At 35.1% G+C, this 12,918-nt stretch carries 11 protein-coding genes; 8 read left to right on the top strand and 3 right to left on the bottom strand.

Going from position 1 to position 12,918, the window contains the following annotated elements; translation table 11 throughout:
- Nucleotides 1-174 precede the first annotated feature (174 nt).
- Entirely contained in the window at nucleotides 175-1,440 is a 1,266-nt protein-coding gene (locus G4D61_RS16840; protein WP_235929394.1) for an Nramp family divalent metal transporter, read from the bottom strand.
- A 286-nt stretch (nucleotides 1,441-1,726) separates the two neighbouring features.
- Nucleotides 1,727-2,704 (bottom strand): S66 family peptidase, encoded by a 978-nt coding sequence (locus tag G4D61_RS16835; protein WP_163174499.1) that lies wholly within the window; start codon nucleotides 2,702-2,704, stop codon nucleotides 1,727-1,729.
- Nucleotides 2,705-3,008: 304 nt separating this feature from the next.
- On the opposite strand from G4D61_RS16835, the gene G4D61_RS16830 reads away from it, so the two are divergent.
- The 3 genes from G4D61_RS16830 to G4D61_RS16820 all read left to right on the top strand — a co-directional run bounded on the left by G4D61_RS16830 (nucleotide 3,009) and on the right by G4D61_RS16820 (nucleotide 5,012).
- Nucleotides 3,009-3,629 carry an NUDIX hydrolase gene (locus tag G4D61_RS16830; protein ID WP_025726913.1) on the top strand — a complete coding sequence of 207 codons (621 nt, stop codon included), beginning with the start codon at nucleotides 3,009-3,011 and terminating at the stop codon, nucleotides 3,627-3,629.
- Nucleotides 3,630-3,779: 150 nt separating this feature from the next.
- Entirely contained in the window at nucleotides 3,780-4,280 is a 501-nt protein-coding gene (locus G4D61_RS16825) for a GNAT family N-acetyltransferase (protein ID WP_025726912.1), read from the top strand.
- Between the two features lie 75 nt (nucleotides 4,281-4,355).
- Nucleotides 4,356-5,012 (top strand): DsbA family oxidoreductase, encoded by a 657-nt coding sequence (locus G4D61_RS16820; RefSeq protein WP_035356249.1) that lies wholly within the window; start codon nucleotides 4,356-4,358, stop codon nucleotides 5,010-5,012.
- A 313-nt stretch (nucleotides 5,013-5,325) separates the two neighbouring features.
- Here G4D61_RS16820 and G4D61_RS16815 read toward each other — a convergent pair whose 3' ends face one another.
- Complete coding sequence (locus G4D61_RS16815; RefSeq protein ID WP_081749946.1) at nucleotides 5,326-5,478, bottom strand: YpzG family protein; 153 nt, start codon at nucleotides 5,476-5,478, stop codon at nucleotides 5,326-5,328.
- A gap of 452 nt (nucleotides 5,479-5,930) precedes the next feature.
- Between G4D61_RS16815 and G4D61_RS16810 the strand changes: the two genes are divergently transcribed.
- The 5 genes from G4D61_RS16810 (at nucleotide 5,931) to glgA (ending at nucleotide 12,879) form a co-directional block, all read left to right on the top strand.
- Nucleotides 5,931-6,923: a glycoside hydrolase family 15 protein gene (locus tag G4D61_RS16810; protein WP_163174497.1), complete on the top strand. Its 993-nt coding sequence runs from the start codon at nucleotides 5,931-5,933 to the stop codon at nucleotides 6,921-6,923.
- A 273-nt stretch (nucleotides 6,924-7,196) separates the two neighbouring features.
- Complete coding sequence (glgB, locus tag G4D61_RS16805; RefSeq protein ID WP_163174505.1) at nucleotides 7,197-9,131, top strand: 1,4-alpha-glucan branching protein GlgB; 1,935 nt, start codon at nucleotides 7,197-7,199, stop codon at nucleotides 9,129-9,131.
- Nucleotides 9,131-10,288: a glucose-1-phosphate adenylyltransferase gene (locus tag G4D61_RS16800; RefSeq protein ID WP_163174495.1), complete on the top strand. Its 1,158-nt coding sequence runs from the start codon at nucleotides 9,131-9,133 to the stop codon at nucleotides 10,286-10,288. The genes glgB and G4D61_RS16800 overlap by 1 nt, the downstream gene beginning before the upstream one ends.
- Before the next feature lie 27 nt (nucleotides 10,289-10,315).
- Entirely contained in the window at nucleotides 10,316-11,422 is a 1,107-nt protein-coding gene (gene glgD, locus G4D61_RS16795) for a glucose-1-phosphate adenylyltransferase subunit GlgD (protein ID WP_025726908.1), read from the top strand.
- Nucleotides 11,423-11,436: 14 nt separating this feature from the next.
- Complete coding sequence (glgA, locus tag G4D61_RS16790; protein WP_025726907.1) at nucleotides 11,437-12,879, top strand: glycogen synthase GlgA; 1,443 nt, start codon at nucleotides 11,437-11,439, stop codon at nucleotides 12,877-12,879.
- The last annotated feature ends 39 nt before the right edge of the window (nucleotides 12,880-12,918 follow it).

Below are 12,918 nucleotides of genomic sequence, written 5' to 3'. Positions count from 1 at the left end.
ATCAAGGCAAAATTAAAAATGAGTCCGGTACAATACCGAACTCATTTTACACACACTGCCTAATGAAATAACTGTGTCTAACTTTTAGGGGTCACTTCACAGCAATGGTTTTTTACTAATGCTTCAAAGTTTGAAACAACGGAGATTAAACAATGTATATGTGCTTAAAGCAATTTAAATAAACGTCTGTATACATAAGAAAATATTTAAACAAATAACAAAGGCAGCTACGATCCAGCCGATAATCGTCGTAATTTTATGATTAACAAGCGCGCCCATAATGTTTTTATTACTTGTAAACATGATGAGAGGGACGAGAGCGAAAATAATCCCGAAAGATAAAATTACTTGGCTAAAGACGAGCGCATTTGTAGCATTTACGCCTGAAATAATGATGGCAAGTGGAGGGATCATTGTAATCGCTCTTCGTAAATATAAATTGATCCGCTTGTTAATAAATCCTTGCATCACAACATCACCAGACAATGTTCCAACTGAAGAACTTGATAAGCCTGCAATTAATAAGCCTAAACCAAATAAGATTGCTGCTGAAGTACCGATATGTGATTTAAATTGATTAAACGCAATTGATAAGTCATCGACAACTAAGCCGTTTTTATGAAACGTAGCGGCTGCAATTACTAACATACAAATATTAATCGCTCCTGCAATCACCATTGCGATGATGATATCAATAAACTCAAACTTAAAAATTTTCTTTTTCTCATTTTCATTATCGCCGACAATACGTTGTTGTGTTAACGATGAATGTAAGTAGATTGCATGCGGCATAACAGTTGCCCCTAATATTCCAGCAGCGAGGACGATACTTTGAACACCGTCAAAACGAGGGGTTACCATACCGCCTAAGATGGAAACGACATCAGGCTTAGCCATGAATGTTTGAAAGGCAAAAGCCAACACGACCATCATAACCATCCCGGCAATCACCGTTTCAAGTGAACGATAACCACGGCGCTGCAATTCTAAAATTGCAAATGAAGCAATCGCTGTGATGATCGCTGCTGGCAGCATCGGAATGCCGAAAATTAAATATAATCCAAGTGCAGCCCCGATAAATTCAGCCAAATCTGTTGCGATAATGACAAGCTCACTTTGAATCCAGAGAAAGATTGAAACGCCTTTTGGAAATTGAGCACGTGCAACTTCAGGTAAATTTTTCCCTGATGCAATACCTAATTTAGCAGACAATGATTGAATGAGAACAGCCATTAGATTTGATAAGACAACAACCCAAAGTAATAAATAGCCATATTTTGAACCAGCTGTAATATTCGTTGCAAAATTTCCGGGATCAATATAGGCGACGCCGGCAATAAATGCAGGTCCTAAAAATGGAAGGATTCTTTTTATTCCTTTTACATCCCCTTTTAACACTGCTTGAGCAGAACGATTAGTACGATCTATTTCTTTTATCATATTTTTATCTATAATTTTTTCGCTCATTTCTTTCCCACCTACTTAATTTTAAACTTAAATCAAAAAAGTTTCCTTTGGGAAAATTCTTATTTGATAATATTGTATTCAATTTGAGCAAAAATGTAAATCATTTAATTCAATTCATATTAATATTTTGTTTTATGATTGAAAAATATTAAGAAAGTTCCACAAATCTTGGGAGTAAATGGGAAGCGAGTTTGAGATTCGTTTTTTTAAAATTAAAAAATCGTCCATGTTTGTAGGTTCAGCATGGACGATTCATATACTAAGATTGTGAAATGATTATTTCTGTTTGCTGATGAAATGCCTTTACAGATGCTTTTGCCCCAATGGGGATTGTTGCTATTGGATCTGTATGTCCGAAATTTACATTGGCAATGATCGGAATATCCTTTAATTCCCTTTTATCATGAATGATTTTTTGTAAAGCCTCCATCGTCATATGGGAACCTTTTTGAAAACGTCCAATTAATAATGCTTGAATATGTACTGCATCAGGTAAATGAAGCAATGCTTGTAGATGGCGATCGAATAAAAATGGATGGTTTTCTTCATCGTCCTCAATAAATAATATCGCATTATTAAGTGATGGAAAAAACGCGGTGCCTTGTAATAAGTTCAACGTCGATAAATTGCCGCCTATCAAAGTTCCAGTTGCTGTACCTTCATTTATCACTTCATAATGTTGTTGCGGATAAAATGTTCGATTTTCTTGATCTTCATACCATTTATCATCGCTCCAATAATCTGAAGGCTCTATTTCATACATTGCATCGTTTGTCACTGCTTGTAAAAACGACTGAATTGTATAATCGATCTCCTTTTTCATTCCGAATGTTGAAAAAAATGGACCAGAATAAGTGATTAGGCCAGTTTGTTTGTATAGTGCTAGTTGCAGAGCAGTAATATCACTATATCCGCATAATATTTTTGGATGGTCTTTAATTAAATCGTAATCAATATAATTCAATAATTGATTTGCGTTATATCCGCCAATTGCCGTTAACACTGCTTTGACGCGATCATCTAGAAACGCTTGATGAAGATCTTCAATTCTTTGTTCAATAGATGTTGAGAAAAATTCATCATGAACATCTACATGCTTTCCAAATGTGACATGAAATCCTAAATCATGTAATCTAGATAATGCTGCATCAACTTGTTTACTTTTTAAAAGAGCCATACTTCTTGAAGGAGCGATAACCCTAATTTCATCCCCTATTTGTAATCGTTCCGGTAACATTCTCCGATTCATCCTTCCCCATATTTATATTGTTTTGGCTATTTTCGTAAACTTTGTTGTTTTTCGATAAAATTGATTGATGCAACAGGGAAGAGACTCCCGGACTGCTCGTAGAAAGCGAGCCTTGAAATGGAACCAACACTTCTTTAAAATAAGCAACTTTATTTAAAACAACAATTTTTAAAAAATACCTATCATTATTATACAATGAATGTAGATCATCATTTAAATGAAAATAACTGTTACACAGTAAACATTTCTATATGATAAATATAAGACTAACGCTAAAGAAGGGGGATAGAGTATGGATGTGAACAAACGAATTCAACAGTTACAATCTTATGATGCAAAAATGTTTGAAATTGAAATGTATTCACAATATGCCGTTTTAATCCCATTAATACAAAAAGAGCAAGAAATCCATATCCTTTTTGAAGTGAGATCACAGCACTTAAAAAGTCAGCCAGGGGAAATTTGTTTTCCAGGTGGTAGAGTCGAACAAACTGATATTAATTATAAACAGGCAGCAATACGAGAAACATCAGAAGAGCTTGGGATCAATCAAGCTGATATAAAAGATGTTTTCCAGCTTGATTATCATATGGACAGTTTTAGAAAGCGTATCGTTTTCCCGTTTGCAGGCTATATAGAGGCAAATCAATTTCAGCCTAATTGCGGGGAAGTAAAAGAAATATTTACAGTACCTATCTCACATTTTCTTACAGTGACGCCGGATTGTTATACAATTGACTTCCAGTTAGCACCAGAAAGTTCCTTTCCGTTCCACCTAATTAACGGCGGTAAGAATTACAAATGGGGGCAACATCAGAAAGAAGAATATTTTTATTACTATCAAAACTATGTCATATGGGGATTGACTGCTAGTATTCTTAACAATTTTATTCGATTACTAGAAAAAAGTTGAAAAAGGATCAGTCGATTATGATTGATCCTTTTTGATGTCTTTAAATAATAGACATATGGTATCCAAAAATATATCTGTTATTTATGACCAATGTATTATAAAATGGGGGTTATAATTGAAGATATTAAGGTTGAGAGGGTTTGACAGTCCATGTTAGAAAAAAGTGTACTAAGAGATGCAACAATTCAAGATTTAGAAGCAATTATTCAAATTTATAATTCATATGTAGGGAATGGACTGATTACAGCTGATACGACTTATGTGACTTTGGAAGAAAGAATTCCTTGGTTTCACAATCATCATTCAGATACACGGCCACTATGGGTGCTAGAATATGAACAACAAATTATCGCGTGGATTAGTTTAAGTGATTTTTATGGCAGACCAGCATATCGTTCGACAGCTGAGGTCAGTATTTATATTCATCAAGATTTCACTGGTCATAGGATCGGTCAATTTTTATTGCAAAAAATGATGGAATCCTGTTCAACATTCAATGTGGATACATTATTGGCATTTATTTTCAAACAAAATGCCCCAAGTATAAAATTATTTTCTCGATTTGGCTTCGAAGAATGGGGAAATTTACCTGAAGTTGCTGAATTAAATGGTCAGCTGTTAGATTTAGTGATTTTAGGTAAAAAATTATAAAAGCAAGATACTTTACTCGAAGTAGCTTTCATTGTTAATATAGGCAAGAATAAATATTAAGGGAGCAAGTTTATCATGAAAATTGAAGTATGGTCAGATTTTTCTTGTCCATTTTGCTATATTGGAAAACAAAGATTAGGACAAGCAATCGATCAATTTGGTCATCATGAGCAAATACAAATAGAATTCCATAGTTTTGAACTGGATAAAAACGCACCTACTCATTACCATGAGGATTTTTATAGCGTTTTATCTGCAAAATTTGGGATAACTCGTGAAGAAGCGATTCAAATGAATCAAAGTGTGATTGAGTTGGCAAAATCAGTTGGTTTATATTATCAATTGGACACGGCTATTCCGACGAATACGTTTGACGCTCATCGTTTAAGCCATTTTGCCCGTCAATATGGAAAACAAAAAGAAATGGTTGAAGCCATTTTCCGCGCTCATTTTATTGAGTCTAAACATATTGGAGATTTATCTGTCTTATTAGAACTAGCAGTTGATATCGGTCTTGATCGGGATAAGACGAAAGAAATGTTATGTAGTAAAGCACATGAACATGATGTAAGAAACGATGAAGAAACAGCCCCAAAAATAGGTGTGAATGCCGTGCCTTTTGTTGTAATTAATCATAAGTATGCAATAACGGGTGCACAAACTGCAGACGTTTTCCTTCAAGCTTTGCATGAAGCGTGGAGAGAGGAAACGTATGAATTACAGCCAAAATAAACATAAAAAAGATTGACAGTTGTGATGCGTCAATCTTTTTTATGTTTATATTTATTTAAATGAAAAAAATTATTGAATGAATATGTAAAAAAGCGCCAGATCCGCGGCGCTTTTTTGAAAAAACATATATAATTGTGGCGACTAGACTGCACTCCACATTGTGCATTTTTAACGTCTGTCGACTTACACAATTCAGCTCATCGCTTTTTTAATATACCATTTCAGTGATGAAAAAGCAAGGGCTTATCTTGTTAATATGAATAAAACAAGAGGATAAAGAGAAGGCTCTCTTTATCCTCTGCGATTTGTATCCTTACCAACGATGCGCTTTCGCATTGCTTCTCAAAATAATAGTATTTTGCGAAACTTGTGTTTCACCATTTACTTGTGATTTTGAACGCTTTCGTCTTGTCCAATTGTGATGAAACAGTTCTGAATGACTGTCTAAATGATCTTTATAGCTCATTCTCAATCACCTCATGGAATGGATACCGGATTTTTAAAGGATATTCATAAAGAATATCTGTTATATATTATGCAAAAACGCGCTGAATAATCGTTTATAAGGAATGCATATTCTTCCATACGTACTACTGGAGTAGTGAACTGTATAGGCAATTGAACATTATCCAATATATGTGAGTAGCAGTCATTTTCTTGGCAGGTGATATGACAAAATGAATACAAATATGTCAATGAAAATTAAAATATTACAATGCTAATAATTGGGTAAACGTGATGTCAAAACGACATTGCTGACATACTATGTAGTAAGAAATAAAAAAGATCATCCTCATTCATTATTCATTGTCAATAACCGATGTAAACGTTTTAATTTATAAACAGCAAAATTTTATTAAAATATATGGTTTAAAAAGCTTCTGTTTGTTGAACATTGATGATAGGAGGTGATCGTCATTGCAAATAGAAGAAGCAATGAATGTCATTAATCGAATGCGTTTGCCTAACGGTGTCTATACGGCAAGTGTTTCTGAAGATTATCATTATGTTTGGATCAGAGATGTCGTTTATACAGTACTACCATTTCTATATTCGCCTACACAACAATATGAACAAGCTTATCATGCATTGTTAGATCTTTTTCATCGATATAAATGGAAAATTGATATTCATACGAAAAAAAGACCACAATATTTGTATGAATACATTCATGCTCGTTACTCACCAGAGCTTGAAGAGATGAATCAAGAATGGGGACATGCACAAAATGATGCAATCGGTGCCTTTCTTTGGGGAGTAGGAGAAGGTATCCATCATGGAAAACATATCATTCGTAATCAAGAGGATATTGAGATTATACAAAAGCTGGTTGATTACTTGGAATGTTTACGATATTGGGAATCACCCGATAATGGCATATGGGAAGAAAATATGGAAGTTCATGCCTCAAGTGTAGGTGCATGTGTCGCAGGTTTAAAAGCGGTAAAAATACTTGTCGATGTAAAAAATGAGTTGATTCAAAAGGGAGAAGATACATTAGCCACGTTGTTACCAAGAGAGAGTGAAACAAAATCAACAGACTTAGCGCTACTTTCATTGATTTACCCTTACAGAATTGTTGATCAGCATATGGCACATACAATTCTTGACAATGTTACCACTAAATTAGAACGTAAATATGGCTGTATCCGTTACGAACATGACCAGTATTATAACGAAGGAAGTGAAGCTGAATGGTGCTTCGGCTTTCCTTGGCTCGGTCTATGCTATAGTGAGCTTGGTATGAACGAAAAAGCGAAGGAATATGTAGAAAAAACAAAAAGCGTTATTTCAGATAATTGGGAAGTACCTGAACTATATATTGGCGGAAAAAATGTACCAAACAAGAATAATCCTTTAGCTTGGTCTGTTGCTTTATCTTATTTGTTTTTAAAAAGAATGTATATGTAAAATATTCGGCTCATTCGTGAGTCGAATTTTTTTGTTATCGGGCATTCAGAAAAATATTTTTCGACATTTTCGCTAGTTTAACAAAATATACTTTTATAAATAAAAGAAAAAACGACTTTTTTTCTAAAAATAAATGGTGTTTTCTAAGTTAAATCAAGACGCTTTTATGTTAAAAAGATTTCCGACAAAACTAGACTTTTTTCATTGAAGGGCATTTATAAGGTTCAGCAGAAACTATTACATAGTGTAAATAATGGGGGTGGTAATGCTTTGATTGAAGAGAAAGTTAGTTACAAAGAGCAATTATTGAGTGATTTCGAGCTTTATTTGTTTCATGAAGGCACATTATATGAAAGTTATAAAACATTAGGTGCTCATCCAATTTCATATGAAGGTGCTGAAGGAGTTCGTTTTGCTATTTGGGCTCCGAATGCGAAAAAAGTATCGGTAGTCGGTGATTTTAACGATTGGGATGGAAGACTGCACGAAATGAAAAGAGTGAGTCAATCTGGAATATGGGTTTTATTTGTACCGGGATTATGCTGTGGAAATATTTATAAATATGAAATACATACTCCATACAATCAAACAGTATTAAAAGCGGATCCATTTGCATTTTATTCTGAAATTCGTCCACAGACGGCTTCTGTTGTCCACCGCCTTGATCAATATCAATGGAATGATGGAAAATGGATGAACCAAAAAAAGAAAAAAGACGTTTATCACAATTCAATGCTTATTTATGAGATGCATATGGGATCGTGGAAAAAGAAAGATGATGGTGAGTTTTATACGTATACGGAGCTTGCCGATGAAGTCATTGACTATGTCGCTGAACATGGGTATACACATATTGAACTAATGCCAATTATGGAACATCCGTATGATCGATCGTGGGGATATCAAATAACTGGTTATTACGCTGTTACAAGTCGCTATGGCACCCCTGAGGAATTTATGTACTTTGTAGACCGCTGCCATCAAAGAGGTATTGGTGTCATCCTAGATTGGGTACCTGTTCATTTTTGTAAGGATGCACATGGGCTTGGGCGTTTTGACGGTACACCACTTTATGAACCGATTGATCCAGAACAAGCTGAGAGACCAATTTGGGGTACATATAATTTTGATTTTAGTAAACCTGAAGTCGTGAGTTTTCTTATTTCGAATGCCATGTTTTGGATGGACATGTATCATATTGACGGATTTAGAGTCGATGCTGTTTCTTCAATGATTTACTTAAATCATGATCGCGGTGATGGCAGAACATTAACAAACGCTTACGGTGGGATAGAAAATTTAGAAGCAATTGCGTTTATTAAAAAATTAAACGAAGTGATTTTCCGTCAATATCCTGATGCGTTAATGATTGCCGAAGAGGCAACAGCGTGGCCGCTTGTGACAGCGCCTACCTATGATGGCGGGCTTGGATTTAATTATAAGTGGAATATGGGATGGTGCAATGACATTTTACGTTATATGCAATTAAATACGGACGAAAGACGACATCATCACAATTTGCTAACTTTTTCGCTTTACTATGCATTTTCCGAAAACTTTATTTTGCCTTTCTCACATGATGAGTTAGTTTATGGGAAGAAATCCCTTTTGAACAAAATGCCTGGTGATTTCGAGCAAAAATTTGCCAATTTACGATTGTTATACACATTTTTTATGACCCATCCTGGTAAAAAATTATTGTTTATGGGCAGTGAGTTTGGTCAGTTTGATGAATGGAAAGATGAAACGGAACTGGATTGGAATCTTTTTGACTTTGAAACACATCGACAATTTTTTTACTTCACAAAAACATTTAACCAGTTTTACAAACGGACAAGAAATCTATGGCGCCTTGATCATGAACCCGGTGGATTTGAGTGGATTGACCCGAATAATGCTGGTCAAAGCATCATAAGTTTTATTAGGAAAGGAAAACGAAAAGGAGATTATTGTATTATTATTTGTAATTTTTCCGAAGATGCTTTCCAACATTTCCGTATTGGTGTTCCTTCATCTGGCTATTACACGGAAATTTTTAATAGTGATGACATTTCTTTTGGGGGGGCAGGAATCGTCAATAAGGAACCTTGTAAAGTTGAAAAAATCCCATATCATAATCAGCCTTACAGTATGGAAATTAAAGTCCCCCGATTAAGTGCAATTATTTTTAAAAAAACAACGAAACGTCACAGGGGGGTTCAAGCATAATGGCAGAAAAAAAATGGATTGCTATGTTATTAGCAGGAGGACAAGGAACACGCTTAGGGAATTTAACATCATCAATCGCTAAACCAGCTCTTACTTTTGGAGGGAAATATCGAATTATAGATTTCAGTTTAAGTAATTGCACCCATTCGGGAATTGATACGGTAGGTGTCTTAACCCAGTATCAGCCACATCTTTTAAATTCGTATGTTGGCAACGGGCGAGCATGGGATTTAGATCGCAAATTTGGCGGGGCAATGGTACTACCGCCTTATATTGGGAAAAACGGCGGGGAGTGGTATAGAGGTACGGCAAATGCTGTTTACCAGAATATCCATTATATTGACCATTATGACCCTGAATATGTAGTGATTTTATCTGGTGATCATATTTACAAAATGGATTATGAGAAATTGTTGCAATTCCATATCGAAAAGGGTTCTCAAGCGACCATTTCTGTTATTGAAGTTCCATGGCAAGAGGCAAATCGTTTTGGCATCATTACGACGAACTATAATGGAAAAATCGTCGAATTTGAAGAAAAACCACCTCTTCCAAGAAGCAATCTCGCTTCAATGGGTGTTTATCTTTTTAATTGGAAGTTCTTAAAACAATATTTAATTGAAGATGAGCAGAATGCAGCTTCGTCAAATGATTTTGGTAAAGACATCATCCCGAAAATGCTGGCGGATTCCAATCAGTTATATGCTTATCAATTCAATGGCTATTGGAAAGATGTCGGAACGATTAACAGTTTTTGGGAATCCCATATGGATCTCTTAAATGATCATCAAGGGCTCCGTTTAGATGATCCTCATTGGAAGATTTATGCTGGTGATGCTGACCACCCTCCTCAATATATTTCTCCAGAAGCAGAGGTACGTAATTCGCTTATTAACGAGGGATGCTGGATTTATGGAAAAGTGGCGTCATCTGTTGTTTCCTATAATGTGTATGTCGGCAAAGATACGAACATTAAAGATTCAGTCATTATGCCGAACGTTACAATTGGAAATAATGTCACGATCGAAAGAGCAATTATTGCAAGCAATACGATCATCGAGGATGGTAAAGTGATCGCTCCTCTAAATCAAACAGATGATATTCAATTAATTTGCCAAAATCATCTTATTCAATCTGCAATGAAAGAAGTACTGTAAAAACTACAAGATTAAAGGACGATGTTCATGACAAATATATTAGGAGTAATTAATTTAATCAACGAAAAACCAATTTTAAAAGAACTGACTCACCATCGTTGTTTAGCGGCAATTCCGTTTGGAGGACGATACCGTCTTATTGATTTTAATTTATCCAATTTTATTCATGCTGATGTTTCAAGTGTTGCAGTATTTACAAAAGATAAAGGCAGGGCGATAATGGACCATCTCGGTTCTGGAAAAGAATGGGATTTGGACCGTCATAATGGAGGACTATTTATTTTACCAACGATTTCAGATGATCACAAAGTAAAAGGTGACCTCCAACAGTTTTATGATCATATTGAGTTCTTTGAGCGTTCGTCAGCGGAGTATGTTGTTATTACGCCCGGTCATCATGTAAGTAAGTTAGATATGAAAGAGTTGGTGGATTATCATCAGCAAACAAATGCCGACATTACTGTTGTATATAAAAAGTACGATGGCAAACCGATTCAAAAACCAAATTATCATAAATGTTTTATAAATCCAGATGGAGATATTGATGATATAGAGCTTTATACGAATCCTAAGATTGGAGATAACATTTGCTTAGAAACATACGTAATCAGCATCCCTTTATTAATCAATTTAATTAAACATTGCATTGATAATCATGAATACGACTTTTTAAAAGATATTGTGAAAGCAAACATACAACATTTAAACATAAAAGGCTTTGCCCATTTAGGTCCAATGTTGTTTATTCATTCAGTCGAAAGCTATCATGACAGCAATATGAGTTTATTAAATCCTGAAGTCGTTCGCACATTCTTTTATCATCATTGGGATATTTTTACGAAGCTAAAACATGAACCTCCAACGAAATTCGGTGAGTCATCGCGGGTTTCGAATTCTTTAATTGCGAATGGCTGCGAAATTCATGGCGAAGTTGAGAACTGCATTATTTTTAGAGGCGTGAAAATTAAAAAAGGGGCTATCGTAAAAAACAGCATCATTATGCAAAAGACACAAATTGAAGAAGATGTCATGATCGATAATATCATTACGGATAAACAAGTGACGATTACTAAGAATGCCGTGATTATTGGAACTTCTTGTCCTAAAGTGATTAAAAAGAGAGAAACGGTTTAGGCGGAGGTTATAATATGAACATTTTATTTGCTGCATCAGAATGTGCACCATTTATTAAAACAGGCGGATTAGGAGATGTCATAGGTGCATTGCCAAAAGCTTTAAGAAAGCAAGACATCAATGTATCAGTAATTCTACCAAAATATGAAGATCTTCCATTTGAATTTAAAAAACAATTCTCTTTTTTGAAAAGTATTGAAGTTCCAGTAGGCTGGCGAAATCAGTATTGTGGCATTGAAACATATGAGGATGACGGCATCCAATATTATTTCATTGATAATCAATATTATTTTAAAAGAAGTGGAAGCTACGGTTTTTATGATGACGGAGAAAGGTTTGCCTTTTTCTCAAGAGCTGTGTTAGAAGTATTGCCACATCTCTACGAAAAGCCTGACATTATTCATTGTCACGATTGGCAAACAGGACCAATCAGTGTGCTGCTAAAGGCACATTATAAAAACCATCCTTTTTATCAATCAATTAAAACCGTTTTCACGATTCATAATTTGCATTATCAAGGGGTATATCCAAAGTCCGTATTGCATGATTTATTAGATTTAAGTGAATTATATTTTCATATGGATGGACTTGAATTTTTTGGCAATGTCAGCTATTTGAAGGCTGGGCTCGTTTACGCAAATCGCATTACAACAGTCAGCCCGACATATGCGAACGAAATTCAAATGCCGTATTTTGGCGAGCACTTAGATGGATTATTACGTAAAAGGCAGCACGAACTTGTCGGGATTGTAAATGGCATTGATGTAGATCAGTATAATCCTGAAGCAGATGAATCTGTTTATGTACCATTTCATAATTATGAAGGAAAAATGGAAAATAAAGTCCAGTTACAAGAAGCACTTAATCTCCCCGTTGATCGGGATATTCCAGTCATCGCAATGATCACAAGATTAGTTGAACAAAAAGGGATTGATTTAGTGCTACGTGTCATTCATGAAATGATGAAAATGAATGTGCAGCTTGTGATTCTTGGAACAGGTGATGCCCAGTATGAAGAGGCATTTAAAACATTAGCTGCTGAGTATCCGCAACAAATATCTATCCATTTATACTTTAATGAGTCTATGGCGCGGAAAATCTATGCTGGTTCTGATTTGTTCTTAATGCCGTCTAAATTTGAGCCTTGTGGAATTGGACAGCTGTTAGCGTTACGTTACGGGAGTTTACCGCTTGTTAGGGAAACAGGCGGCCTGAATGACACTATAGAGCCATACAATGAATTTACAAATTCAGGATATGGATTTTCATTTCAAAATTATAATGCCCACGATATGCTTTATACGATTGAACGGGCGATATGGTTTTATCGTTTTCAACCGAATACTTGGAAGACATTATCAGAAAAAGCAATGACTTTAAATTTTAGCTGGGACACTTCTGCAAAGATGTATAAACAAATTTACGAAGAACTCCATTCGCATTCATTCATTTCATAATATTAACAGCACATACGCCTTATATATGAAGGCGCATGT

Origin of the sequence: Heyndrickxia ginsengihumi (genome assembly GCF_011008565.1) — a bacterium.
Classification (GTDB): domain Bacteria; phylum Bacillota; class Bacilli; order Bacillales; family Bacillaceae_C; genus Weizmannia; species Weizmannia ginsengihumi.
Note: the sequence above shows the minus strand (reverse complement) of the source record. Positions and strands in the feature narration are given on the sequence as shown.

Coding starts and splice junctions, on each gene's coding strand:
- G4D61_RS16840 (WP_235929394.1), bottom strand. CDS start 1,440: ATGATAAAAGAAATAGATCGTACTAATCGTTCTGCTCAAGCAGTGTTA.
- G4D61_RS16835 (WP_163174499.1), bottom strand. CDS start 2,704: ATGTTACCGGAACGATTACAAATAGGGGATGAAATTAGGGTTATCGCT.
- G4D61_RS16830 (WP_025726913.1), top strand. CDS start 3,009: ATGGATGTGAACAAACGAATTCAACAGTTACAATCTTATGATGCAAAA.
- G4D61_RS16825 (WP_025726912.1), top strand. CDS start 3,780: ATGTTAGAAAAAAGTGTACTAAGAGATGCAACAATTCAAGATTTAGAA.
- G4D61_RS16820 (WP_035356249.1), top strand. CDS start 4,356: ATGAAAATTGAAGTATGGTCAGATTTTTCTTGTCCATTTTGCTATATT.
- G4D61_RS16815 (WP_081749946.1), bottom strand. CDS start 5,478: ATGAGCTATAAAGATCATTTAGACAGTCATTCAGAACTGTTTCATCAC.
- G4D61_RS16800 (WP_163174495.1), top strand. CDS start 9,131: ATGGCAGAAAAAAAATGGATTGCTATGTTATTAGCAGGAGGACAAGGA.
- glgD (WP_025726908.1), top strand. CDS start 10,316: ATGACAAATATATTAGGAGTAATTAATTTAATCAACGAAAAACCAATT.
- glgA (WP_025726907.1), top strand. CDS start 11,437: ATGAACATTTTATTTGCTGCATCAGAATGTGCACCATTTATTAAAACA.